17 protein-coding genes are annotated in these 26,174 nt (G+C 56.3%); 12 read left to right on the forward strand and 5 right to left on the reverse strand.

Translation table 11 applies throughout. The features are described from left to right. Positions 1-60: 60 nt before the first annotated feature. Entirely contained in the window at positions 61-471 is a 411-nt protein-coding gene (locus FHS27_RS21665; RefSeq protein WP_221225289.1) for a hypothetical protein, read from the reverse strand. Positions 472-691: 220 nt separating this feature from the next. Between FHS27_RS21665 and FHS27_RS21670 the strand changes: the two genes are divergently transcribed. Further along, a complete protein-coding gene (locus FHS27_RS21670) occupies positions 692-2,530 on the forward strand; it encodes an alpha-L-fucosidase (RefSeq protein WP_184306946.1) in 1,839 nt (612 codons plus the stop codon). Between the two features lie 273 nt (positions 2,531-2,803). Here the strand turns inward: FHS27_RS21670 and FHS27_RS21675 are convergent, their stop codons facing one another. From FHS27_RS21675 to FHS27_RS31185, 3 genes are all read right to left on the reverse strand, one after another. Next, entirely contained in the window at positions 2,804-3,313 is a 510-nt protein-coding gene (locus FHS27_RS21675) for a hypothetical protein (protein WP_184306947.1), read from the reverse strand. 162 nt (positions 3,314-3,475) lie between these two features. Next, on the reverse strand, positions 3,476-3,937 hold the full coding sequence (locus FHS27_RS31180; RefSeq protein WP_246420573.1) for a hypothetical protein: 462 nt from the start codon (positions 3,935-3,937) through the stop codon (positions 3,476-3,478). Continuing rightward, the gene (locus FHS27_RS31185; protein WP_246420509.1) at positions 3,828-4,778 is read right to left on the reverse strand and encodes a Gfo/Idh/MocA family protein; all 951 of its coding nucleotides are present in this window, start codon (positions 4,776-4,778) and stop codon (positions 3,828-3,830) included. The genes FHS27_RS31180 and FHS27_RS31185 overlap by 110 nt, the downstream gene beginning before the upstream one ends. Positions 4,779-5,108: 330 nt before the next feature. Between FHS27_RS31185 and FHS27_RS21685 the strand changes: the two genes are divergently transcribed. The 5 genes from FHS27_RS21685 to FHS27_RS21705 all read left to right on the forward strand — a co-directional run bounded on the left by FHS27_RS21685 (position 5,109) and on the right by FHS27_RS21705 (position 10,944). Further along, positions 5,109-6,116, forward strand: a complete 1,008-nt coding sequence (locus FHS27_RS21685) for a hypothetical protein (protein ID WP_184306949.1) — start codon at positions 5,109-5,111, stop codon at positions 6,114-6,116. Positions 6,117-6,130: 14 nt separating this feature from the next. Continuing rightward, the gene (locus FHS27_RS21690) at positions 6,131-6,784 is read left to right on the forward strand and encodes a response regulator transcription factor (RefSeq protein ID WP_184306951.1); all 654 of its coding nucleotides are present in this window, start codon (positions 6,131-6,133) and stop codon (positions 6,782-6,784) included. After that, positions 6,774-8,246, forward strand: coding sequence for an ATP-binding protein (locus FHS27_RS21695; protein ID WP_184306953.1), 1,473 nt, complete (start codon positions 6,774-6,776; stop codon positions 8,244-8,246). Before FHS27_RS21690 ends, FHS27_RS21695 begins: the two co-directional genes overlap by 11 nt. A gap of 224 nt (positions 8,247-8,470) precedes the next feature. Next, positions 8,471-9,742, forward strand: coding sequence for an LL-diaminopimelate aminotransferase (locus FHS27_RS21700; RefSeq protein ID WP_009099852.1), 1,272 nt, complete (start codon positions 8,471-8,473; stop codon positions 9,740-9,742). Beyond that, positions 9,730-10,944, forward strand: a complete 1,215-nt coding sequence (locus FHS27_RS21705; RefSeq protein ID WP_184306955.1) for a chorismate synthase — start codon at positions 9,730-9,732, stop codon at positions 10,942-10,944. The genes FHS27_RS21700 and FHS27_RS21705 overlap by 13 nt, the downstream gene beginning before the upstream one ends. Here the strand turns inward: FHS27_RS21705 and FHS27_RS21710 are convergent. Next, on the reverse strand, positions 10,931-12,013 hold the full coding sequence (locus FHS27_RS21710; protein ID WP_184306957.1) for a hypothetical protein: 1,083 nt from the start codon (positions 12,011-12,013) through the stop codon (positions 10,931-10,933). The genes FHS27_RS21705 and FHS27_RS21710 overlap by 14 nt on opposite strands. 289 nt (positions 12,014-12,302) lie before the next feature. On the opposite strand from FHS27_RS21710, the gene FHS27_RS21715 reads away from it, so the two are divergent. From FHS27_RS21715 to fliW, 6 genes are all read left to right on the forward strand, one after another. Beyond that, complete coding sequence (locus tag FHS27_RS21715) at positions 12,303-16,409, forward strand: serine/threonine-protein kinase (protein WP_184306959.1); 4,107 nt, start codon at positions 12,303-12,305, stop codon at positions 16,407-16,409. A 78-nt stretch (positions 16,410-16,487) separates the two neighbouring features. Then, complete coding sequence (locus tag FHS27_RS21720) at positions 16,488-18,431, forward strand: hypothetical protein (protein WP_184306961.1); 1,944 nt, start codon at positions 16,488-16,490, stop codon at positions 18,429-18,431. 170 nt (positions 18,432-18,601) lie between these two features. Next, the gene (locus tag FHS27_RS21725; RefSeq protein ID WP_246420511.1) at positions 18,602-20,494 is read left to right on the forward strand and encodes a hypothetical protein; all 1,893 of its coding nucleotides are present in this window, start codon (positions 18,602-18,604) and stop codon (positions 20,492-20,494) included. A gap of 114 nt (positions 20,495-20,608) precedes the next feature. Continuing rightward, the gene (gene hrpB, locus FHS27_RS21730) at positions 20,609-23,146 is read left to right on the forward strand and encodes an ATP-dependent helicase HrpB (protein ID WP_184306963.1); all 2,538 of its coding nucleotides are present in this window, start codon (positions 20,609-20,611) and stop codon (positions 23,144-23,146) included. Between the two features lie 211 nt (positions 23,147-23,357). Further along, positions 23,358-25,313 carry a flagellin N-terminal helical domain-containing protein gene (locus FHS27_RS21735; RefSeq protein ID WP_184306965.1) on the forward strand — a complete coding sequence of 652 codons (1,956 nt, stop codon included), beginning with the start codon at positions 23,358-23,360 and terminating at the stop codon, positions 25,311-25,313. A 289-nt stretch (positions 25,314-25,602) separates the two neighbouring features. Next, on the forward strand, positions 25,603-26,067 hold the full coding sequence (gene fliW / locus FHS27_RS21740) for a flagellar assembly protein FliW (RefSeq protein ID WP_009099832.1): 465 nt from the start codon (positions 25,603-25,605) through the stop codon (positions 26,065-26,067). Positions 26,068-26,174: the final 107 nt, after the last annotated feature.

A 26,174-nucleotide genomic window follows, 5' to 3' on the forward strand; every position in this document is an offset into this window, starting at 1 on the left:
TCTCACCAAGACACGTTCCGTTCCCAAAGAGCGGACGTGTCTGCCAGTGTTTCCACACCATCAGTCCGACAAGGTCGCCTTGTCTGCGTCCAGTGTCGCATCGGAACGGGAACGGTGCGATAAGAAAGATCGCGTGCAGATCCAAACGAGAAGTCCGTTGGGAACGAGAAAATAAGCAACCAGCGGCCACGGGTTGGCTGGTCCCGTTGCCCAATAGTGATGCTGGTAGGTGACCGGATCCCCGCCGTAACCCGCGGTCTCGATTTCGAACTCGATCCGACTCCACACCAGCGAGCAAAGAACGATTGCCACGGGGACAGCAACGAGCAAACCGTTCAACACTAGGAAACGACGCTTCCAACGCGGTGAGTCCGAGTTATCGGGTGATGTCGATGGTGCTTCATACGGGTTAACCAATGGAAAGAAGCCTCGAATTGAGTCGTTATCACGCACGATCTTGAATGAATGCAACAAGCAGACGTTGTGCGCAGTCTACAGCACTCTCGACGTCAAAACCGAATTGGGCAGACCGCGATACCACGCCAAACTTTCCGGCACACTTTAAGTGCGTTCAGCCCGCACGCATGTGCGTCAATTTTTACCGTGACGAGAGGCCCAAACCGCGACACCTCGATCTCATGTGTCGAGTAAAATGTGGCCCCCTATCTCTCCACGCAAACTTGAATCCATCATGGCCACCCGCACCTCCATTCGCAAAATCCTGACCAGTCTCCTGCTGCTGATCACTCTCGGATCGTTCGGCAATGGCCACGCCGAGGACACGCTGCCCGGTCACTCAGCGAAGCCTTCGGACGTCCCGGTCGCGGTTTCAAAGGAAGAATCACAAACCGACCGTGACGCTCGGATGAAATGGTGGCGTGAAGCTCGCTTCGGGATGTTCGTCCACTGGGGACTCTACTCCGGTTTAGCCGGGACTTGGGACGGAAAGCCGGTGGCCAAACGGGGAGGCATGGAATGGATTCAACAACGTGTCAAAGCCGACACTGACACTTATGCCCGGCAGGCGATTCCAAAGTTCAAACCGACGGCAGACTTTGCACGCCAGTGGGCACGAATCGCAAAAGACGCCGGTTGCAAATACCTCGTCTTCACGACCAAGCACCATGACGGTTTTGGGTTGTTCGATTCGCAGGCGGGCGATTTCAACGCGGGGCATGTCTTGCAGCGTGACCTCGTCAAGGAGATCACCGAAGCCTGCCGAGCCGAAGGTTTGAAAGTTGGTTTCTATCATTCAGTCATCGATTGGCATCACGATCAGTACTCCTACGCCGAATCAAAACAGCTGCCACACCCGCTCAAAGGAAAACCCTACCCCAACGGCACACGTGATCACGCGAAATACCAAAACTATCTCCACCAACAGGTCCACGAACTCCTCTCTAACTACGGTCCCGTGGATATGCTCTGGTGGGATTACAGCTCGCAAGATTTCCAAGGTGACCAAGCGTGGCGTTCGAGTGAGTTGATCGATCTCGTCCGTACGAAACAACCCGATGTAATCATGAACAATCGACTGTTTCGTATCCGCGAAGCAGGATGGGCCGGCATGGGGACTGCCGGATTCACCCCACATCTCGATCCCAAATACGGTGACTTCATCACGCCTGAGCAACACATCCCTGCGACCGGCATGCCCGGCATCGATTGGGAAACGTGCATGACACTCAACACGACATGGGGATACAGCGAACATGATCACGCATGGAAATCCGATCAGTTGTTGATCCGCAATCTCATCGACATCGCTAGCAAAGGCGGCAACTACCTACTCAACATCGGCCCCAAAGGCGACGGGAGTGTTCCCGAGGAAAGCATCCGATCGCTAAAGACCATCGGCGACTGGATGGACACCAACGGGGACGCGATCTATGCAACCCAAGCGAGTCCGTTCGCCAAACTCGACTGGGGACGATGCACGCAAAAACAACTCGATGGCGACACCACACGTCTGTATTTGCATCTGTTTGATTGGCCCAAAAACGGAAAACTGGTTCTGCCCGGTCTCGTCAACAAGACTCGCGGTGCAGTCATGCTCGCGAGCAATCAGACGCTAAAGGTCAACAACGAAGCCACTCAGATTTCGATCGATCTCCCGGTCAATCCAATAGATGAAATTGCGACCGTTGTGGTACTCGATATCGAAGGCAGCCCGAACGTCATCGTGCCCCCTGCCCCCGCGATCTCACAGGTCGGCGACGGGACCCTGACGCTCGACGCGACCACCGCGGTGCTACACGGCGAGTTGAAAATCGAGAACAAACGCAAATCAAAAACGTCGGCTTTTGGCTCAACGCGGAAGACCACATCGAGTGGAGAATCGAAATCAGTCGCCCCGGCAAGTTTGCCGTCACCGCTGAGATCGCGGCCGAAGCCAGTGGTAAATTCACAATCGCCGCCGACGAGGACGAACTCACCGCGAACTCTCCCGCAACCGGCGACTACGGAAAGTACCAAACCGTACGTCTCGGGACGCTTGACCTGCCCGCCGGCACGACAACACTCGTCATGACGGGCGTCAAGAAAGGGTGGCATCCGCTCAATCTCACGAAACTTACTTTGTCACCGATCAAGTGAACTCACGAGCGACGTTCTCGATCGTGTCTGTGACTCCGGCAATGGCAGAGTTTGCGGCGTCCAACCTATATTGAAACGCAACTTTAAAATCGCAAACGAGGGATTTCGTCGCGTCATCGGAGCATGCGGTCTCGACGACGCAACAGCCTGTTTTTGAGCGTCGCCCCCCGTTCGTTCCCATTCGTAAATCACGCGATGAGACGCCGTTCTACTCGAGAACCAAGACTCGCAATTCGCCGACGAGTCGCATGTTTCGCCCCGTCCCCGACACGACATGCACGAACACGGAGCGTGCGTCGGGCTTCGCATCCTGATCAACGCTTAACCGGACTGACGCGACGGTAACATGCTGGAATGCCCCGTCGGTTTGGCGACCGGTGAACTTCTCGCTCGCGTACAACGCCGCTTGGGCTTCCGCCGACTTTTCTGCGTCATATTGCAATGTGATTCCGCCCTCGCGGAAGATCGGGGCACCTTTGAGACCGCCTCCCATTTTCGGCTCAGCAAGCACGCGTCGATCACTCAGAAAAACGACCGGCGAACGACCGGTACCTTCATCCCAGCAAATTTGAAGTTCCTTCGATACACCTTGCCGGACGACCGCCAGACAGACGGGCGTCGTCGCAGTGGGTGCTTGGGCAATCGCGGCCGTCGTAGTCAGTACAGACAAAGCCAGCACAAAAAATGGATCCAGTGCAGCGTATCGTCGGAGCATCATCGTGTGGCTTTGATGGAACGGTAACGAACAAGGATCGTCCTTGGCACGCCTCCGGTCTCCCTCAGCGTGACCTGAACATCGATTTGGTAAACGCGGCGACTTAGATCGCGATACCGCTCCAAAAATCCGACAGACCGACAAGCGTCATTCAGCGGTGACAAGTCAATCGATTTCCCAGCCTTTGCGGTACGCGGTTTGAATCAAAGTTTGAGCAACCGTATTGCCAACGGTTTGCAGCGACTCAGCGTCCCAATCAAATCCACCAGCCCGATAGGCAACGTTGCCGAGCAAGACCGTTTCGGCCATTGGACCGGAATAATCAAAATGACAGGTTGCCGCTTCACCGCCTTTGCATGCGGAGATCCATTCGTTGTAAAACCCAGGCGAATCTGGAATGAACGGTTCAGGGGCCGTGAAGTCGGCGAACTTCTCTTCGGGATACAGTTTGCGTTTATCAAACCCGCAAACCAAAACGCCCTCGTCACCTACAAAGATGGTGTTTGCACCTTTTTCATCAACACCGATTTTTTGAATTACTCCTCGCGGCGCACCATGGTACCAGTGCAGATCGATCGGTGAGTCTTGATTGGTCTCGGCAAAGCGATATGTCACATGCATGGACATTCGGAGTACGTTCGGCATCGACTTTCGGTCCCGACGCGTCGACACGCACCGGTGTTTTCAAACCGAGCGACCAGTAGGGGATGTCGAGAATGTGGCATCCCCAATTCCCGGTTTCCCCTGTCCCATACTCCCACCAAAATCGCCATCCGTACGGACAAATCGATGGGTGATACGGGCGGTACTTCGCGGGGCCGACCCACAAATCGTAATCAAGTCGATTGGGAACCTTGGGGGTATCGTCGGGCACCGGAGGCATCCCACGTTCACCGCCGACCCAACAGTGAACCTCGGTCACCGTGCCGATTGCTCCCGATTGAATAAACTCAACAACACGGTGCATGTTCTTGATCGCGTGACGCTGCGCGCCGAGCTGCGTGGCCAATTTATTTTTGCGTGCCAAATCACACAGTGTCCGCGTCTCATAAACGGTGTGCGCTAATGGTTTCTCAAGATAGACGTGCAGTCCCAACTGCATCGCGACATAGGCGGGATGAAAGTGAGTGTGATCGGGTGTACTAATCACGACAGCATCAAGACTGTCACCGATTTTGTCGAACATTTTGCGATAGTCAGTAAACCGACGAGAGTTCGGGAATTTCTGAAACGAAATTTTGGCACGCCGTTCATCCACGTCCACCATCGCAACAAGATTCTGTCTCCGGACGCCACTGACGTTTGCCGCTCCCCGTCCACCGACTCCGATGCACGCAATGTTCAGTTTTTCATTGGGGCTATCGGCTGCAGAGATCGGTCGAAGTATGGCCCCATGGTAGAACGCGATCCCCGCCGATGCCGCAGCAGTGTTGCGAAGTACGGCTCGACGCGAAATTTGATTCGACATGGCGGGGCCTCTCAGAAAAGCGGGGAGGTTGAGGGTGGTACCACATTGTAAGTGCTTGTGCACCGCGTCGTAACAGTCGACGACCGAGAATTCGACCACGACCGAAATAATCGCGAAAAACAAACACCGACTAGACATGCCTCGTGATCGCGGACATGCACCGCCAGCCGTCCTCAAAAAAAATCTCGCGACCGCTGATCGTTCACGTTCCTTTCAGGTTCGGATGGCAGAATGCCAGCAGAGACGCCAAATCGTGAGCTCTCAATCGCGAGTCGCCTCACCCTTTCTCAGCAAAAGCACACCTTTCAACAAAAACTGTGAGTCAAAAAGATGAGACGATATGGAATCGGCATTTTGATCGTCCTGATCGCTTGTTCGGCCAGCGCGATCGCGTGGAGCCAAATGACGGATGGTCCGCTAGACGGCGATCGAAATCAACGCGAGCGTGGCCACCGCCCTCGACATGACGCCCCTCGAAATTGTGGCGGTTCACCCGGATCACCGGATTTCCCGCCGCACTGCGGTGTCAGAAGGCACGAGGACTCGCCCGGCCGTTTACTCGACAACGATTCAGTCGCCCACGGCCCCGGCGTACGTGACCGCGGACGCCCTCCTCATCCGCTGCTCGAACTTTTCGACGTCGATCAAGATGGTGAAATTTCAAACGAAGAAATCGTCGCAGCAACTCCCATGCTGAAAAAAATGGACGCTAACGAAGACGGCAAACTGACGAACGACGAACTGCCCAAGCCACCTCGTCACGCCGCACCCTCACCACGAAACGAACGCGGTGACACATCCCTCAACACGACCGATAGCGAGATTGACATGAGCCCCCAACCTAAAGGCCACGTCGTGATTGACCAGGGTCATCAAACCGACCCACGCGATGGCGGCCGACCGGTTAAACTGATCGCGGCCGCACTCGGTGTGGAGGATGAAGTTTTTCGTCAGGCGTTTTCGACTGTCCAACCAGCACGTGGTGGTCATCCCACCGCACAACGGGCACGCGCAAACAAAGAAGTGTTGATGAGCGCACTGGAACCACACGGGGTCACCAATGATCGTTTGGATGAGGTATCGAATTGGTATCGCTATCGTCCAGAAAGCGGCGAACTTTGGCGACACCGAGAGGCAACAATTACCCCAGTCATCGAAGACGGAAAATTGGTGAGCGTTCACATCGACGAGGGTGGGGCGGGATACATTTCCACGCCTCGCATCCGCGTGACAGGGTTTGAAGACGTTCGCCTGAATTGCGAACTCGCATTTGACGAAGATTTAGAGAGCAATGGTCGAATCGTGTCGATCACAATCGACCCGGCGACTGATATCTAGAAGGCAACGAAAGAATGCGAGTATTGGTAGTCGAAGATGATCCCGACTTGCTCGCGGGCCTAACCCAGGCGTTGCGTGAAGAAGGCTACGCGGTCGACCACACGAGCGAAGGCGACGAAGCCCTCGCTCAGGCGCTGGCGTGGCCGTACGACGCGATCGTCTTGGACATCATGCTGCCCAATCTCAGTGGTCTGGAAATCCTTCGTGAACTGCGGAGGAAACAGTCGACGCCCGTTTTGTTTCTGACCGCCCTCGATTCGATCGACGATCGTGTCTCGGGACTCGACCTCGGCGCCGACGACTATCTCGTCAAGCCGTTCGATCTTGCCGAGCTGCTGGCGCGATTGCGAGCCGTGATCCGTCGCGGTCATGAGGTTGCCGATCCGATCATTCGGTTCGGCGATCTCGCGATCAACACGAGCGCGAGGTTGGTGACAAAAGGAGATGCCCCCATCGAATTGACAGCACGCGAGTACGCATTAGTCGAGCTATTGGCGATGAAACGAGGACGACTCGTGACGCGCACGTTCATCTACGATCATCTGTTTGATGAAAACCACGATTCGATGTCCAATCTGGTCGACGTGTACATTTCGCGAATTCGTTCAAAACTCGGCAAAGAGTTCGTAAAGACTCGACGCGGCGAAGGGTATTTCGTTGGCAATTAAATCGCTCCGACTGCGTATTCAGATCTGGCACGCCGCGATCTTGGCTCTGGTCGTGCTCGGATTCGCGGTATTGACCTATTGGCAACAGTACCACTTTCGGATGCGCGAGAACGATCGCGAGTTGTCGGCCGCTGTGGAAGTCCTGACCTCCCAACTCGCCGCAATTCCCGCGAGCGATTTGGAAGCCATGATCTCGTCGAATCCTGACTCCATCGAAATCGATCCAAACGTGATCGACGTTTGGCAACTGCTCGATGTTCCCGACACCTTCACGCATCGTCGCATCCGCAATCGGTTCGAGGCGCCCTACTTCATGATCATTTCGCCGGACGGGCGTGTCCTAAAGAGTTCGGCGTCGCGGTTTGAACGAACACCACCGGGGATGGTTTACCCACCACGTTCGGCGACGACGGGCATGGCATTCCGCAATCTCGGCGACTGGCGAGAAGCGATTTCAAAAGGTCCCGCGAATACCATCATTCTGGCGGGACGTTTTCAAGGTGCCGACTATGGCGACCTGCGTGAATTGGCATGGACTCTGACGGGTGTGGGTGTGGTGCTAATGTGCGTCGGATTGATCGGCGGATGGATTGCCTCGGGACGTGCCGTTGCACCGATCGAGCAAATCACGGCGGTCGCCGAACGCATATCAGGTAGCGAACTGTCCAACCGAATTGAGACCGACTCGATGGATCGCGAATTCGCCGGACTCGCCAACACGCTCAATCAAACATTCGATCGGCTCGAATCCGCGTTCAGGCGTCAATCTCAATTCACATCGGATGCGTCGCACGAATTGCGGACCCCGTTGTCTGTAATGAACATGCATCAGCAACTCGCATTATCAAAACCTCGTAGCGAGAGCGAGTATTGCGAGACGATTGAGGTTTGCCAACGAGCGACGAAACGGATGACCGAGTTAGTCGATTCGCTGTTAGTTCTCGCGCGACTCGATGCCAATATTCATTCTGAGTTCGAGACGATCGATCTCGCGGAGGTAACGCGTGACTGCATCGGGGAACTGCAACCTCTCGCCGATCAGCGACGTCTTTTGATTGACACCGAACTCGATGATTCGGTTTGCGTCCGTGGCGACTCGGTACAACTCGCTCAGGTCATCAACAACGTTCTGAACAACGCGATCAGGCACAGTCCCGAGGGCGAAACGATCCACGTCACTCTTTTCACATCCGATGACCAGGGCGTGTTACACATCATCGATCGAGGCTCGGGAATCGCGGTGGAACACCTCAACAAAATATTCGATCGCTTTTATCGGATTCAACAAGATCGCAGCCGGGGAGATTCCGGTGGAACCGGATTGGGACTGTCGATTTGCCAGAGCATCATGACCTTGCACGAAGGGACGATTTCGCTGCGAAGCGATCAGGGTGAAGGATGCGATTTCGAGATCCGGCTCCCTCTCACACCTCCGCCGATCACCGAAGCCCCCCACGGGTGAGTCGCCTTGACGCCGTGAAGAGCGAATAACGCGAAAAAACGGGCACACCGAAGGTCATAATGGGGAATTCAGCAGACTGTGTCAGGCAACGGTTCCGCCCGCCTTCACCCTCGACGAATTTCGGGTGCCCGACTACAACATGGGGGCAGATTGGCGGGAATCCCCTGATTGCCCCGCCCGATTCGTTTTCCCACTTTTCTCAACTCCGCCGCCCCCATCCGCTCATGTCGACCGCGCCTGCCGAATCCCAGACCGAGACCAACGACCCATATTTTCAGTCCCTGTTTGCCGAACGGATCGGCGGGGCGAATTATGGCAAGGGAACCGAGATCTACAAATTCGAAAAGATCAAACGGGCCAAACGAAAAGCACTCGCAGACCAGCCTGAGCGGAAATTGCTGGATTTCGGCATCGGCGAGAACGACTCGATGGCCGATCAAAGCATCCGTGACACGATGCAGCGAGAAATCAACCGCGTCGAGAATCGTGGCTACGCCGACAACGGTGTCGCGGAATACAAAGAAGCCGCCGCTCGTTTCATGCAACGCAACTTCGGCGTCGAACTCGATCCGGCAACCCAGATCAACCACTGCATCGGCAGCAAACCGGCCTACGCGATGTTGCCCGCCTGCTTCATCAACCCCGGCGACATCACGATGATGACCGTCCCCGGTTATCCCGTCGCGGGCACCCACACGCGTTACTACGGCGGCGACGTTTACAAACTGCCGCTGCTCGCCGAAAACAACTTCCTGCCCGATCTCGATGCGATCCCTGACGACATCTATCGTCGTACGAAGTTAATGGTATTGAACTACCCCAACTCGCCGACCGGCGGAACCGCACCGGCCGAGTTCTTTGAGAAGGTCGTCAAGCTCGCCAAAGAAAAAGAGTTTGTCGTTGTCAACGACGCCGCCCACATCGTATTGACGTTCGACGGCAAGCCGAGAAGTTTTCTCGAAACGCCCGGTGCACTCGACGTCGGCGTCGAAGTCCACTCGATGAGCAAGGGCTACGACATGATCGGATGGCGAATGGGATTTGTTGCCGGTCACCCATTGATCGTGCAAGCGTTCGCGGATGTCAAAGACAATAGTGACAGCGGTCAATTCATTGCCACACAAAAGGCGGCCGCCGCGGCACTCGACGACGACTCGATCCCCGAGCGGATTCGGGCGAAATACCGTCGCCGGATGGAGAAACTCGTCAAAGTCCTCAAAGACGCTGGCTTCGAAGCCGAGATGCCCGGCGGAACATACTTCCTTTACACCAAAGCCCCAACGCAATCCGCATCCGGCGAAACGTTTGCCGCTGCCGAAGACGCCACCCGTTTCCTGATCGAACAATTCGGCATCGTTACGGTGCCGTGGGATGACGCCGGTGCGTTCTTGCGATTCAGCGTGACGTACATCGCCGAAGACGAAGCCGCCGAAGACGCCTTGATGGCGGAAACGGCTTCACGTCTCGCTGGGGCCGGATTGCAATGGAAATCCTAGGCGGCCCCCACTACGCCGTCGCCGGTGCCGGCGAATCGCACGGCCCCGCTGTCACCACGATCATTCACGGTTGCCCTCCCGGACATCAGATCCGCCGCGCCGAGGTACAACCGTTTTTGGATCGTCGCCGACCGGGCGGAAACAAACACGGCACACCGCGAAACGAAAAAGACAAAGTCGTCTTCCTCTCGGGGCTGTACCGTGATGACGTCGACGTCCTCCTCGGCGGTTCGACGCTCGGTGTCAATGTCGACGGGGCGTCGTTCGAAACCGAAGGCTATGAAGACGGATTCACAACAGGTGAACCGATCGCTGCCATCGTGTTGTCGACGAGTAAAAAATCAGGCGACTACACGCAGTTCACAGGCCCCGGTGGAGAAGTCCGCCCGGGACATACCGACCTCGTCAAATATCACCAATCCAAAGGGTTCGTCGATATCCGCGGCGGTGGACGGTCGAGTTACCGTAGCACCATCAGTGACGTGATCGGCGGCAGCGTCGCGAGGATCGTACTGCAACAATTGTTCGGTGTTCGGATTCTTTCGTCGATCAGCCAAGTGGGGTCTCTGCGAACATCAATGAAACTGGGCGACAAACTCTCGCTCGAAAACGCGGACGAAACCCAGCGACAACTCGACGAAGCGGAAATCCCATCGATCGATGTGGAGTTTGCTAAAGCCGCAGGTGAAGCAATCAAAGAAACGCGTCGGCGAGGTGACTCGCTCGGCGCCGCCGTGGAAGTGGTTGCCGTCGGTGTGCCACCTCTGTTGGGTAACCCGCTCTACCAGAGTTTGAAAGTGCGTCTGATGGGCGTCCTCGGTGGGCTCAACGCCGTGCAGTCCTGCGAGATCGGATCCGGCGTTGACGTCGTCGAACGAACAGGCAGCGACAACAACGATCCGATCCGGCATGACGGTTACCAATCCAACACGCACGGCGGTCTCATTGGCGGCATCACCACGGGGAATCCATTGGTCGCGCGCGTCGGATTCAAGCCGACGTCGACGATCAACCTGCCGCAGAAATCCGTCACGAAAAACCTCCGTGACATCGACTTTGAACTCGCTAAAGGACGCCATGATCCGTGCGTTGGCGTTCGAGCGGGAGTGACACTTGAGTCGCGAATGGCAATCGAATTGCTCAACTCGCTGCTCGCGTATCAAGCATCCGCTCACGCCGGCGATCCGATCAATCTGTTTTAGATTGAACAGACTCCTCTGCGGGAGCGATCCAATCGAACCGGATCCCGCTGGCGATTAGTTCCACTAAACTGGCCTCGAGACGGGTGATCAACTCGCTTCGATCACGCCTCGGTTGCCCACCACGGCGCAGTCCCATCAACGCCCCTACAACGCGTGTCTGCGGATTGATAATCGGCGACGCCACGATCGCGTGATGGGGAGACTTGCTCGGAGGCTCAACAGCGATCGGCGCACTGTGGTAGAGCACCGTTTGCCTCCACCGCCCAATCCGGTCGAGCACTTGGGCGAAGTCATTCGCCAATTCGGCACGGATGTTCTCATCAAACTCCGTCGCAAAATCGGCTGGAGACGTTTGGATGTCACCGCGAGAGAGCGAGCACGTCAACTGCCAATCCGAATCCACACGCGACCAAATCATCGCTATCTCCAGACCGATGACATCATCAATCGCGTGTAACGCATCCTCTAGAAAACGCGGGTTTGTCGATGCGGAATAAAACAGTTTCGCAATCGTCCTGAGCCACATCATCAGTTGGTCTCCTTGCTCAGCGTCGAAGCTCGAACCCAGCGTCGCGACGAGCGAGGTGCGTTGATCACCACTTCCCCGATCGAACACCTGCGAACTCGATTGACTCAGCGGCCTCGGTGTTCCCAACGAAATCATCCGCTCGGTAACCTCGGTCGGTTCAATCACAATCGTCACGTGCTGCATGTGCAGACGGGCGACGCCACGAACGAAACAAGTTTTACCGGGCAACAATTCGCGTCCTGGGTCGACTGTGATCCGACAATTCCGGCTAGTATTTTGCAACAATATTTCGCCGCCGGGCAGTGGCGAAACGGTAACATGCGATCGTGAAATCTGGGTCTCGAAACGATCCGCGACAATCAAACGCGGAATGCTGTTTTGGTCGTTGTAGTAAAACGGAACTGATTCCGTGCGACGCTGCCGCCCCACCTCGACGGCGCTGACCAAAGGCACGACGAGCCTCCGCTGCCCACCGGAATACACACTCAACTCGGCCGCGACCGGGCTGGACTCGTGAAAATTGGAAGGGGAATCGATCATGGTGCCGGGTCATCAATTTGTCTTGGCCGCCAGCGCAATCTCACATGGCGTCCGCATTCTGTCACCAACTACATTGCAATTAGTGGCAACATTTGGACACGCTTGCCGCGAAAATTGGATGTACCGAATTGGCAATGCCGTTTTGACGTTCTCGTCGCATGCCATCGATCATGAATGCGAAGACATTTGAAAATTTGACATTCAGGTCGCCGCACCACAAAATCCGAGACGCGCGAATTGAATTTCCTCCTGAGTTCCACTTCCACTCCGCTGACTTTCCCGATGGCTCATGAATCCTGACGAATCAGAGTCGCATCTCTTCTCCACACGGGTCCCCGGCGATGACGAAGCGGCCGAATCGGACCCATTTTCGACCCGACCGCCTCCTGATCCGAACGATGCATCCAACGGTTCCCCGGCCGATGCATCCGACGGCGAGCCTGTCTATCAATCCGAATTCTCTACACGAGTCGACCAATCGCTCGATACGCACGGAGATGTCAGCGAGTCAGGCTCCGGTGACGCGTCGGCTACCGCGTCATTCCGATCGCCGATGCGATTTCGCGTGCTGCGTCCACACGCGAAAGGTGGATTAGGCCAAGTCTCGTTGGCACAGGACACCGAACTGAAACGACAGGTAGCCGTCAAAGAGATTCAGGATCGGTACGCGGATCTTCCCGAAAGCCAAGCTCGTTTCGTATTCGAAGCCGAAGTAACCGGACGACTGGAACACCCCGGCATCGTTCCGGTCTACGCCCTCGGGCGACACCACGATGGACGTCCCTACTATGCGATGCGTTTCATTTCCGGCACGGCAATGGATGACGCCATCAAGCAACTGCATCGCTCGCCGGACGCGAACACGTTTGATCGTCGTCTTCGCGACCTGCTGAATCGATTCATCAGCGTGTGCAACACAATCGACTACGCACACTCTCGGGGATACATCCACCGCGACCTCAAACCCGCAAACGTGATGCTGGGCGAGTACGCGGAAACTCTCGTCGTCGACTGGGGGCTCGCCAAACAAATCGGCGCCCCCGAAGCGAACACGGAGAAGGCACAAACGAACGATCAAGATGGTCCACTCGGAAGAGTTGCCGACTCAGATCACCAGCACGGGCGTGGCAAAACGCGAGCCGGTCGCGCCGTCGGAACGCCACAATACATGGCCCCCGAACAGGCCGCAGGTGATATCGAGAAAATCGGACCACACACCGACATCTATTGTCTTGGCACAACGCTGTACCATCTCCTGACCGGCATCGCCCCGCTGGCCGATCAAGGAAAGATGTCAATTTCTCAATTGCTGCGTCGGATCCAGCAAGGCGAGATTCCGCCGCCCATCTCAGTTCGTCCCGCTACCCGCAAGACACTCGACGCGATCTGCCGAACGGCGATGGCGATCGATCCCAAGGATCGCTACGCATCGGCACGTCTGCTGGCGCAAGACATCGAAAACGAACTCGCCGATGAACGGGTCAGCGTCGTCCCCGAATCGATTTCCGATCGAGCCGGTCGATGGATGCGCAAACATCGTGGCATCACGGTCACGGCCGGTGTCTCGCTATTCGCCCTGACGCTGCTTTCCACCGCATTCTACGCCGTCACGCAATCAACGCTCGATCGAACCCGGCGTTACCTTCAAATCAGCCAACTCGAACAACAATTCGACAGTGCGATTCATGCCGAGACGCAACGACAACGCGACGCCGCAATCGTCTCCGATGCGATCACGCCGCCGGAGTCGCTGATCACCTCGAGTCGGCAAATGATCGACCAAATCGAAACTCTTCGCCGAAAAGAGACTCCCGATTTCGAAGACACCAACCGACGACTCTCGTTGCTAGGGAATTGGACTTCCGCGATCGAGCAACTCAGCCGGAAACGCATGAACCGGGATTTGCACGCGACCTTGGTCAGTGAAGTCGATCGATTCGGCAAATCGTTTCCTTACACGGATCTTCCAGGATTCGACGAAGAGATCACACGACTGAAACGGTTGGCTCGTGACCGGATCGCCCAGTGGTATCCCGTCGCATCACCCGAGTTAAGCGAACCTCAATTTGTTTCGATACGCGGCGTGCCAACGCGAGCGAGCGATCCGCTCGAGCAAGAGACAGTGTCAGTACTCGATACGCCTCCCGGCAACGTGCAAGTCTCGGCGAGGTTTACCGGCGACACCGCGCAAGCGCGCAGTGTCGGAATCGTGTTGTCGGAATCAAATGATCCGTCGGTCGAAAATTCAGGGTATCGTTTCCTGCTCGCCGATCAAAGCTATCACCCGATCTATGACAATGACGCCCGACCGAGCATCGCCGAGGCAAACCGTCGAAACAGTTTGATGGCGTTCATCATTCGTGGCGAAGACATCCTGCGCGTGCAACCGGTCACGTTGTCGCCCCGGCCCGACGCAGCAGGTGACAGCCTGCCAAAGCTAACTGCGCGCCGTGAGCGGGGAACGCTGCTAACGTTTTTAATCGATGACGAACAAATTCGGTTCGAAGATCTTTTCCCGATTCCACCAGACCAACCCGGCCAAATCGGATTGGTCTGCCCGCCCGACATGGGCGTGCAAGAATTCATCGTCGAGGCCCAACGCGACCGCGCCAACGTTGAGAGGTTTGTTGAATCGGGAAGCGAGCGAGAAAACCAATCCGTCCCGTCCCTTCAAACCGAAGAAGTTGCCGACCCGATCGAACAAGGTGACCGCGCGTTCTCTGAAGGTGACTTCGTCGCCGCCCGTCGATTCTACGAACAACTCCCCGGCAATGTGGAAGCGCTCGCGAAGACAGCCTTGACCCTCGAATTTCTGGATCCGGACGAGTATCCGGTTGTCCTCAGAAAGATCATTAACGACTACGCTCCCGAAGGAGTCGAATCCGAGAACGTGCGTCAATGGTATCTGTACGCCGGTGTCAAACTGTTTCTTCACTATCTTCGTCAGCCAGACGAACGTTCGCGAGCGGACTGGGTATTGTCGCGTTTGCGGGTCAACTATGACCTCGAAGACGTGCAGTCATTGATCCCCGAAGTCGAGCGTCAATCCTTCACCCAAACACTACTGCGACCTGGCAAACGAACACGCGTGCTCTTCGGAAACGATGGCGATATTGAAGAACTCGAAGGCACGATCGAATTGCTCAGCAACAACCCGCGTTGGCGAAGGCTCGCGTATTGGCGAAAGGCAGACGCGTTGCAGTATGACTGGAATCTGTCACCCGAGAAAGCTCGTGCAGCGGCCGCGCCGATACTCGATCGGTTGATCGAAGAAATGGGCGCCGCCCCAAGCGCCGACACACTCGACTGGATCACGATCGTACGAGATCGCATTTGGATTCATATCCTCGATGGAACCTACGATGAAGGGAAAGCCCTACTCGTTCGTTCGATCGGAGAACAACGTGAAAGGATCCCAACCTCTCGGCTGCCCCTGTTGATCGACCGAGCGAGGTTGCTCTACGCCGAAGCCCCATCCAACGATCAAGAAGCAATCGACGACCTCAAGTATTTCTTGCAACGCGTGAACCCAGAAACACCGCCACAGGGAATTCACGTCACTCACTACGGCGAGGCGTGTGGGATCCTCGGCATCCTCTATGAACGACGTGGCGACACCGAGGCTGCCGAAGAAATCTGGCGTGCGGGACGAAGACGTAATTGGGGACCATGGCGGAGCGATCCCGCTTCAATCGTTACCGCCAAGGGCGCGATCATGGTGCTCGAAACAGAAACCCCCGAACCCATCTTGGCCGCGAGGACCAACGGCTATTCGCAAATCGAATGGCAACAAATTGTCGATGAACTCTTCGCCGGTTCAGGCCTGAGCGATGTGGCTATTCGCAACATGGTCTTCAACAGCGAACAGGTTCCTGATGAATGGATTCAAACCGTCGCGGAGAAATGCTTCTCCGGACCACGTGGAAGAGCCATCGGTGATGCCACACTGCTGCATCAAATTCCGCTGATGCAAACCAACACCGGTGGAGTCACCTTGATTCTCTATCAAGCGATCGTGCACTTGACGATGGGCGGTGAGGAAGTTTTCGAAACCTATCCTGAATTCGACGAAATCGTGTTCGACCGCTGCGGCCGATTGATGTCCGCGTTTCAGGAAGACCGCATCGGTTGGAACGAGATGGCGTTCATCCTGGCCTCATTCACCGGCAGTTGGAACGAAAGATCGTTTGTGAAACTGTCCGAAAAGCTCGACGATCACGACCTTTCTGCAGGATTCGCTTTGATTTTTGCGCTGATGCAGCAGGTAAAAAACGACGACGTGCAAAAATCTCGATCAATCGTCGAAAATTTTGTGCTCCCCGATTCCGAGGAATTACCCTCCCTCTATCGGAGAATCGCGACCGACCGCCTCGGGCCATTTGAAGACTCCCCATAGGCGACGTCGCGCGAGTTTGGATATTGTTGGCAACGGATCGCTCGGTTCCTTCCTGATACGCTCTGCTAAGTTTCGCATATGTTTCGACCACTTGTTCAACCTGCACCGCACGAACGCTCCGCGGCACCGCTCACCGTGATCGTCGTTCTGGCATTGATTCTTTTTTGCGGTCGACTCGCCCCACCCACTTGTTTCGCCGAACCCGCCGGTCGATCGATTGATACCGGGATCGCCGAACTCAATGGGTCGATCACATCGATCTTGCCCGCCGACACGATGCTATGGATCGGTTCACCGGATTGGTCATCGACAGCCGACCGTCTAAATGAGTTGCCCATGCTGCGTCTATTGTCGTCGGACGAAATGAAACCGTTTCGCGACCAGACAGAAAAACGCAGCAATGAGTTTTTACTCGACGCGTACGGCCTCGATTTTAAAGCCATCGACGAGACTGTCTCGGGTGAGTTCATCGTCGCCGGGCTCACCACCGAACAGGGCGAACTCTCGATCACTTGTTTCGTTCAAACCCCGAATGAAAACGTCGCGAACACGTTCATTCACTCAACCGCTGCTCTGTTAAAGGAACGTGGCGCTCGTGAAGAAACGGCGGCGACATCCAACACGATCCAACTCGCTCTTAAGGCCGTTGGCGAACAGTTAGTCCTCGGAACACTCGGATCACACGCCATGATCAGCGGTGATGTCGCTGTCGCGGCCAACCTGATCAACCGATGGCAGCAGCGTTCCTCAAACGAGGAACCGACAACGGCGTCCGTCGACTCGGCCGGAAACTCCCGTCTCGTCGAGCAACCCGAATTCGCAACAACGATTGCCGGACTGCAAGGCTCGCCTCCTTCCTTGCTGCGTTGGTACTTCGATCCGATCGCGTTCGCAGTCGCGAGCGAAAAGACGGCCAACCGAAAGAGTAGTCTGACATCGACGCCGACATCGTCCGAAGAGTCCTCCCGGATTCCGTTCCCAATGCGTCATGGGTTTCCCGGCTTGAAATCAGTCGCTGGTCGAGCGTGGATCAATGAAGCGACCGGTGATCTCGAATCACGCACCTTGATCCATGCCCCGACGCGTGAGGAGGCATTGGAGATGTTTCAGTTCGAACCCGGTTCCCTCGATGTTCCGTTGTGGCTGACGGACGAAGCCAACGTTGCCACCATTGTCCGCTGGAATCTCGATCAGATGATTTCCAATGCCGAGGCAGTCTATGACGACGTCACCGACGCACCGGGTGCTTTCGCCGGCACGATGCAGGACCTCAAAACCGAATTAAAGGTCGATTTGCTCGACGGGCTATTTCCGATCATCGGCCCCGAGTTGGTGATCTACTCCGTCAACGATTCCTCGCAAAACAACGAGTCAACGGTCGTTTCGATCGAGATCCAGGATCCCGCGAAGAACGAAAAATCGGTTGCCGCGATGATGTACAACCTGTTAATCGGCGATCCCGAGGCGCGGCGCATTCGTTTGCCCGGCAAACGCTATGAGATGTGGCAAATCAAACTGATCGTCGACGAAGACACGACGCCGTTTTCGAAAGCAGGCTTGATCGTGGCCGACGGACGTTTGTGGTTTTGCACGCATGCGTCAACGCTGCAAAAACTGGTTCTTCAGCGCAAAACAAGTCCTTTGGCCGAGACGAAAGTGTTCCACGTGTTTGACAAAGTCGTCGAGAACGAGCGACATCCTCGCTCATTCGGTATCTCCATCGCGCGGATGGATCGTGACGCCCAAAACACCTACGAAGTGCTTCGGGCGCAAGGCGTGCAAGGTCTCGAAAACGTTGAGAGCATCTACGCGACGTTGCTGCGTTCTATTTTCTTTCGCGATAACGCTGACGGAGAAAAAGAGTCTCGCGGCACCATCGCGGACGAAATCGACTTCAGCGTGCTGCCGTCTTATGAGTTTGCCCGCCAGTATCTCAAAAATCTCGCCGTTATCAGTCGAACCACGGACACGGGGTGGGAAATCTTTGCGGTCGTTTTCGATGAAGAATCCGACTCACGCTAATCCGTTCTACTCGACCGCTTGCACCTCGCCTCAACAATCAGATGCCGCACAACGTGATCCTCGCTTAGCCAATCATCATGAGTTTACAGTCCTTGAATCGGTTTCCATCGTCGACCTCCTCGTGCATCACCACCTTGTTTTGCCTACTGGGTCTGTCGCTTTTTCCAGCCATGACTGCTGCGCAGACAACAAACCTCTCAGGAATTTCTAGCGCAACCTTTCAACGACCGACGATCGCGGATTTCGAATCGGCTCGACACGAAGCGATCAACGGTGTCGCTGAATTGAACACCTATTTGGGAAACGGCTCGAACGCGGAAGCATGGAAACAGTTTTTAAAACTGCAAGAGCTCAATGAATTACTGAGCACTCTTCCTGCTCCCACGTTTGAACCGATCGATTTCGACGACCGCGATCGTGAGCTTAGTGAGATCGAAAGCCACTACCTCGATCAGATTCAAAGTATTCGTGAAACGGCGGCCCGGCTAATGGGCAAGCACAAAGGACTCGAACGCGGCGTGATCTCGCGGTTGCGAGAGTCGATCAAACGGCTTGTCTTGACCAGCGAATTGAGGGTGGATGCAACGCTGGAGAAGGGATTCCACTTTCGCCGCGACAATATTGTCGCGATGCTGGAATCTCCCCATCAAAATGACCTTGAGTTCTATCGCGTTCTTCTTCCGATGGCCTCGTGGATGGACCAATACGGACAAGCCATCGACTGGACCCCGCGTGCCATGTCGCAGTGGTCTCGTCCCAATCTGCGAGTGAGCATTTCCTCCGCCGCAATGAAACAGGTGACTCTACGACCAATCCGAGAGATCAAACCGATCGAAGAGTGCGAGGATGGACGACGGATTACCGGCCGCGCCCTCGTCACCGGATTTGCCTACATGACTCCTGTCAGTTCGGCCCTCACGGGCGCGCCGCATCACATGCTGCACAATCAATCGCTGCTCTATCAACCGCCGCAATGTCAAATCGTGTTCGACGGAAACATCGAGTCGACACTGAATGGTTCCGAAGGACCGATCTCCTTTGGATTGATCGGAAACACGCGCATGCACGGAATAACGCCCGTCATGCTGGGGACCGATCGGTTCACGGTTTTGCCGATTCAAACGTCGTCATCCACTCACTTGCGAACCCGCCACGTTTCCACGCGGCGAAACGGCGTGGGCAGTCGATTGGTACGAAAAATCGCGACGAACGTGATCGAAAAGAAACAACCTGAGTCACAACGTAATCTCGACAAAGGGGCCGTTGAACGATTTAGCACCTCCTTCATGGAAGACGTGACGCAAGAAATCCTCGACGCGGAAGTCGATTTCAAATCCGACGTCCTCGCGGCGATGGACCGATCCGACGTCCGACCGACCGACTTTCATTTTATCGGAAACAACAACCATCTCGAAATCGGCATGACACTCAACGGAGGCTTTGGACTCGGGGCGCCTCCGATCACCCCTCCATCGATCATCCCGAGCCTGCCGACGTTTTCGCCACGTAGCGATCCCGACGTCACGATCCGAATTCACGAATCCGTCGTCGAACGCGTCGCACAGCGGATGCTGGCAGGCGAAACGATTTCAGATTTCTCGGCGTTGATCCAGTCCGCGGGACTACCTGTCTCCGAGGACGAGTCCGAACAAATGCCTGATGACATCTTGATCGAATTGGCCGACGACCTGCCGGTAACCGCGAGGTTCGAGAACAATTCACTCGAACTCGTCGTCCGCTGCGATCGTTTTCAAGTCGGTCGGGCCAGTCCGATCGCGGTAAACTTCACGGTTCGCTACGATGTCCGCATTGACGCAGGAAACGTGAAGTTTGAACAGATCGGTGACCCCGAGGTCACTCCCCCGGAATCGAAACGTACCGGCATCCGCTTTTACACCATGAAGAATGTCGTCGCCCGGCGGTTGAAGAAGGAAATCCCAAGGGAAAACTTGCTAGAGGGTTTCGATCTCGACGCCCCCGCAGACCGACTCGGCCATTTAAGTTTTGATACCGCCGATGTCACCGCGGGTTGGCTCACGTTGACGTTGCGTGGCGATCGTTAACGGCATTACTGCATGCGAGGAAAACGGTTGTGTGCCGATCGGAAACTCCGCGTCACGAACCGCCTGTGTTGGGCGATCAACGAAATGGAATTTTGATCCGCGGACTACGCCCCGATGACACGACCATCGCTTCCGATTGACGAAGTCCTGCCACCGCTCGTCGATGCCATGATGGCGGGAAATCCCGTCGTGTTGAAGGCGCCCCCGGGTGCCGGTAAGACAACCGGTGTCCCTCTGGCGTTGTCCGACCGCGACGGGATGGGAGACGGCCAAATCTGGGTCATTCAGCCGCGACGTCTGGCCGCTCGCAGCGTTGCAGAATTCCTGGCAAGGTCTCTTGGTGAACCGATCGGGAAAACCATCGGGTATCACGTCCGGCTCGACCGCAAAGAGTCTGAGGTGACGCGGGTTCTTCTGATGACCACGGGGATTTTTCTCCAACGGATGCAATCCGATCCGTTACTCGAACGGACATCCTGTGTGATCCTCGATGAGTTCCACGAACGGAGCCTCGAACTCGACCTCGCACTCGCCATGACCCACCGTCTGCGAACACAACTTCGCGACGACCTCCGATTGATTGTGATGTCCGCGACACTCGATCCACAACCGATCGCGATTTTCCTCGGTACTGAATCACGTTCGCTTGAGTGCGAAGGGAGAAGTTATCCGGTCGAGATATCGCATCACGCTCCCAATCCTCGCGAACGTCTCGAACATTCAATCGTGCCTCTGATCAGCGAAGCCGCTCGACAAACGGACGGTCACGTGCTCGTCTTTTTGCCTGGGATCGCAGACATACACCGCGTCGAAAACGTTCTCCGCGATGCGGACGTTGCCCCTTCCGATGCGATCGTCATCCTGCACGGTTCGCTCACTCCGAAGCAACAAGATGATGCCATCCGAAACGCCCCGGCGGGTCCACGAAAGATCATCTTGTCGACCAACATTGCGGAAACTTCGGTGACGGTCGATGGTGTCACGGCAGTGGTCGATTCGGGACTCGCCAAAACTCCCACGCTCGACTCGAGACTCGGTCTGACAAGATTGCAAACCGGTCCGATCTCGATCGCGTCAGCGGACCAACGCGCCGGTCGGGCAGGGCGAACCGCAGCGGGAAGGTGCTACCGAATGTGGTCGACTGCGGCGCATCGGACGCGTGAGGCGTTCGACAGCCCCGAAATATCGCGTGGCGACCTTGCGAGCGCCGTGTTGACGTTGGCAAACCTCGGCGAAGACGTCGACGGCCCATTCCCGTGGCTGACTCCGCCACCGGATCATGCGATTGACGCGGCCGTGCGATTGCTCTCCGGACTCGGTGCGATCGATGACTCGGGACGAATCACCTCGCTCGGACGCACGTTAGCGAGATTACCTCTTCACCCTCGCGTCGGCCGATTTGCGATCACCGCAGTCATGCATCTCGGTGTTGCCAAAGCTGCCGCGGGGGCGGCGTTGCTCAGCGAACGCGACCCATGGGACGGCGAAACGAACAATGGCCCCGAACGCTCACTCACGGAAAAAATCCGGTGGGTCATCGAGCATCCGAAATCCACGGGGCGCACCTTTACAAACGTGGTTCGCCAAATCCAGAGATCACTCGAACGAGCGAACCTTGATAAACGCGACGATTCGACCGAACTCGCTTCAATTTCTCTGGATGAAAGCCAAACCGTTGCCCGAGCATTACTCGCTGCATATCCCGATCGCGTTGTGCTACGTCGTGAAGGCGCCCCTGATCGTGGCGTGATGGTTGGACGTCGAGGAGTCCACGGACTCACCAAGATTTCCGGCACCGGTCATGAATCAAGGCTATTGCTCTGTTACGACGTCGACGGAAGTGCCACCGAGTCACGTGTTCGTGGTGCGGTCGAAATTGATGAATCGTGGTTACCATCGGACAGCATCACTCAAGGGATCGATGTCGATTTTGACACCACCCGCGAAACCGTCGTGTGCCGCTCCACACGTCGGTACGCCGACCTGATCCTCGGTGAAACACCAGTCGCCTGCGACGCGAACCCGGCAACGACGGAACGGCTCTACACGGAGGCGATCGAGCGACGTGACCGCGTGCATCCGGAACGTTCGCAGGGACAACCTCACGAACTCGATGCGGCATTGCACCGGATCCGATTGGTGCTCGAGCATTGCTATAGCGGCGATGAACCACCGTTTGGCAACGTCGACGACCTGTGGCAGGACGTCTGTAAAGAGCTTTGTCATGGCAGGCGTTCGTTCGCCGAACTTCGACGGGCACCGTGGATGGACCACCTCATCGGAAGAGTGGGCTACGAGTTTTGGGGAACGGTCCAAGCCGAAGCCCCCACTCACCTGACCCTGCCCAGCGGCAACCGGGCCCGGGTCGGCTACAGCATGGAGCGACCGCCATGGATCGAGGCCAAAATTCAGGAGTGCTTCGGATGGCCGCAGACGCCTCGCATCCTCGGCGGAAAGATCCGTGTGCAAATGCACTTGCTCGGCCCCAATCGACGCCCGCAACAGATTACCGAAGATCTTGAGAGTTTCTGGAAAAATACTTACTCCGAAATCCGCAAAGAGCTTCGCCGCCGATATCCAAAGCACTACTGGCCCGAAGATCCGACGACCGCAACGGCTACTCACAACGGTCTGAAACCGCGAGACCGATAAACTCGCGAAAGGATTGGACAAACAGCCGGGCATTTGAGCTTGAGTTCGACTGACCGTAATGCCGAAAAGAATGGATGACTCCGTGCTGTTCTAGGACTTATTTGGATTGCACAGGGTGGCCACTCGAATTCGTTGCGGATTCGGCTCCGTGGTCACCGATGCTCTCCGTGGGGTTCGGCTCCGCTTCAACGACGATGGACTCGCTTAATCGATGGCTCTTCTCCCCGTCACAACGAACCGCGTCAGCACGCCGCTGAACAATCAACGGCTGTTGTATCAGCTCAACAACGACCAACTCGCAATCCAGCATCAGTACGACCAACTCAGCACCGGACGTCGGGTGTTGCGGATGAGCGACGATCCGGCGGCGGCGAGCCGTGCGATCGGATACCAGCGAGGCATCGCCTACAGCGATCAGTTGGTTCGCAACGCCAACGCCACCGAAGCGTTCTATCAATCCACGGACGTGGTGCTCGATCGCGTCGACAATGCCTTGATCGAAGCACGCGGGGCCGCCGTCGAAGCCGCCCAGAGCGTGTTGTCCGAAGACCAGCGTGAAGCGCTCGCGATGACGATTCGTCAAAACATGGAATCGATCGTTGCGGCAGGAAACGGAATGTTCAACGACCACCAATTGCTCGGTGGCGTTTTGGAAAGCGGAGCCGCCCTACAATTCGAAAACGATACCGTTCGCTTCAACGGGACCGGTGCCGTCGGTCAAACCAAAGTCGGCACCGGAAACGCGGAAACGTTCACGGTGACCGGTGCGACAGCAATCGGTATCGGGGGCACTTTCCAAACCGGCAATTCGCTCAATGCCGCCATCAACGACGACACCCGTTTGGTCGACATGCGGCAAGGTATCGGCGTCAACCCAGGCATCATTACGTTGTCCGATGGTGACAATCACGTCGAACTCGACTTACGAAACGCGGCCACCATCGGTGACGTCGTCGACGTTCTTCGCACCGTGGAACTCGGTGGACGATCCCTCGGGGTGAGTTTGGGTGCCGACTCCATTTCGATTCAATATGGCGATTCGCTCCCCGGAACGCTGGCGGTGATTGATGCCGAGGGAAGCACGCTGGCGAAAGATCTCGGAATTTCCAATCCGATGGGATACCGTTCGCCGCCCCTCGTCGGTGATCGGCTTTCACCGCGGGTAACCTCATCTACCAAGATCAGTGATCTCGGAGGCGGGGCCGGCCTGAACCTTGCCAATGGAATCGTGATTCAACGCGGCAGCGAAAGTTTCACGATCGAATTCGACGACGCCGAAACGATTGGCGACGTTTTAATCGCGATCAACCGCAGCGACTCGGCCGTCCACGCCGAACTCGATGAAATTCAAGGGCGAATCAACCTGAGTGGACTGATCTCGGGCGTTGACTACAGCGTGGGCGAAAACGGCGGTACCGCGGCAACGGAACTCGGCATTCGCACCGCCGATGCGGACACACTGCTGAGCGATCTGGCTCGCGGGCGAGGGCTGAGTTTGAACCCCAGTGGTCCCGACCTCGTGATCACGCGGCCCGACGGCATTGATCTTGAATTCGACCTCGAAGGCGCCGAGACGATTCAAGACGTGATGGACTTGGTGGCGAACCATCCCGACAACCAAGACACACGCCGCGTTCGAGTTGCACTCAATTCGGTCGGCAACGGACTGCAATTGACCGCTCCGACGGGTACCGAACCGATTCGTGTCAGCCAACCGGGCCTGAGCGATGCGGGCGTCTACCTGGGTTGGATCGAAGAAGGTCAAAGCGAAGCGACGGCCCAAACGAACATCGGTGTCTCGCAGTTAACCGGCGAAGATTACAGCCCTCGCGACGCGGGGGGCGCCATCGACACACTGCTGCGTTTGGAAAAAGCCGTCCGTGACGGAGACATTTCCGAAATCGGACGTCTGCAGGCACAACTCGACGATGACCTCGATACGAGTAGCCGGACGCGTGGACGAGTCGGCGTGTGGACTCAAAGTTTGATCGAAACGCGTTCAGCAATCGAAGACGAAACGGTGTTGCTGAAGTCCCAATTGTCAGACGAACTCGACGCTGACTTAGCAACCGTGATCAGCGAACTCGGAGCCCGCCAAGCCGCCTTGGAAGCATCAATGCGATTCATCGGACAGGCTTCCAACTTGACTGTTCTGAACTACCTCTGAGCAGAAAATGGCGTGCTGTTTGGCTTGTTCGGCCGAATCCGCCTGACGGTGCGGAGTGCCACGAGACGACACCTCACCGGGTGAATATCTATAAGTCCTTTGGCAAGGCAGCGTTATGAGCCCGTGGCTTTGACGTGCGAGCTTCCAAACCAGCGACTCGCGAGCCGGTTATGCCGATTTTTTCGATTTATTTGCTGGAATCGGTTATCCCCCGACGCCCGCGTTGCCGATGAGAGACGTGACGCTACTTTCAACACGTGCATGAACCCTGCCTAACCGGAACTCAGCCATGCGGATTGATACCCATCGCTTCGGCACCCTCGAACTCAACGCCGATCAGCTGTTCCTATTCCCGCAGGGTCTTGTCGGAATGGAATCCTTGCACCAATGGGCATTGATTCCTGATCCGGACAACGATTCGGTCGCATGGTTGCAATCCGCAGCACGCGGTGATCGCGCGATGGCCGTGGTCAGCCCGCGAGCTTTCTTCCCTGACTACCGGGTGCACATCGGACGCCGCGACTTGGCGGGACTGCACCTGTCGAGCGGTTCGGAAGTCTACATCATGACAACCGTGGCAGGGCACGTCGGCAAATTGACGACCAACCTTCGTGCACCCTTGTTGATCAACCTCGATCGTCGGTTGGGTTGCCAAGTCATCACCAATGACGACCGTCCACTCCGCCAACCGTTGCCAACACTGGTTCGCTCCACCGCCGAACCATTGCCGGTCTCACAGGTGCGTGCCGCTTAAGGCTCTGTCCATCGCCACCGGGAATTCTTTTGCCCCGGTGTTGTCGCAGCGTGAAGGTTGACCGCGAGCCGAAAGGTTTCGCTCATCGTCACGCGTTTCTTAATCGG

The organism is Aporhodopirellula rubra, from assembly GCF_014192335.1.
Classification (GTDB): domain Bacteria; phylum Planctomycetota; class Planctomycetia; order Pirellulales; family Pirellulaceae; genus Rhodopirellula; species Rhodopirellula rubra.

Excerpts from the sequence above, each read along its gene's own strand:
- FHS27_RS21710 (WP_184306957.1), bottom strand. The coding sequence starts at position 12,013 with ATGATCGATTCCCCTTCCAATTTTCACGAGTCCAGCCCGGTCGCGGCC.
- FHS27_RS21705 (WP_184306955.1), top strand. The coding sequence starts at position 9,730 with ATGGAAATCCTAGGCGGCCCCCACTACGCCGTCGCCGGTGCCGGCGAA.
- FHS27_RS21670 (WP_184306946.1), top strand. The coding sequence starts at position 692 with ATGGCCACCCGCACCTCCATTCGCAAAATCCTGACCAGTCTCCTGCTG.
- FHS27_RS31185 (WP_246420509.1), bottom strand. The coding sequence starts at position 4,778 with ATGTCGAATCAAATTTCGCGTCGAGCCGTACTTCGCAACACTGCTGCG.
- FHS27_RS21685 (WP_184306949.1), top strand. The coding sequence starts at position 5,109 with ATGAGACGATATGGAATCGGCATTTTGATCGTCCTGATCGCTTGTTCG.
- FHS27_RS21700 (WP_009099852.1), top strand. The coding sequence starts at position 8,471 with ATGTCGACCGCGCCTGCCGAATCCCAGACCGAGACCAACGACCCATAT.
- FHS27_RS31180 (WP_246420573.1), bottom strand. The coding sequence starts at position 3,937 with ATGTCCATGCATGTGACATATCGCTTTGCCGAGACCAATCAAGACTCA.
- FHS27_RS21720 (WP_184306961.1), top strand. The coding sequence starts at position 16,488 with ATGTTTCGACCACTTGTTCAACCTGCACCGCACGAACGCTCCGCGGCA.
- FHS27_RS21735 (WP_184306965.1), top strand. The coding sequence starts at position 23,358 with ATGGCTCTTCTCCCCGTCACAACGAACCGCGTCAGCACGCCGCTGAAC.
- fliW (WP_009099832.1), top strand. The coding sequence starts at position 25,603 with ATGCGGATTGATACCCATCGCTTCGGCACCCTCGAACTCAACGCCGAT.
- FHS27_RS21715 (WP_184306959.1), top strand. The coding sequence starts at position 12,303 with ATGAATCCTGACGAATCAGAGTCGCATCTCTTCTCCACACGGGTCCCC.
- FHS27_RS21675 (WP_184306947.1), bottom strand. The coding sequence starts at position 3,313 with ATGATGCTCCGACGATACGCTGCACTGGATCCATTTTTTGTGCTGGCT.
- FHS27_RS21690 (WP_184306951.1), top strand. The coding sequence starts at position 6,131 with ATGCGAGTATTGGTAGTCGAAGATGATCCCGACTTGCTCGCGGGCCTA.
- hrpB (WP_184306963.1), top strand. The coding sequence starts at position 20,609 with ATGACACGACCATCGCTTCCGATTGACGAAGTCCTGCCACCGCTCGTC.
- FHS27_RS21725 (WP_246420511.1), top strand. The coding sequence starts at position 18,602 with ATGACTGCTGCGCAGACAACAAACCTCTCAGGAATTTCTAGCGCAACC.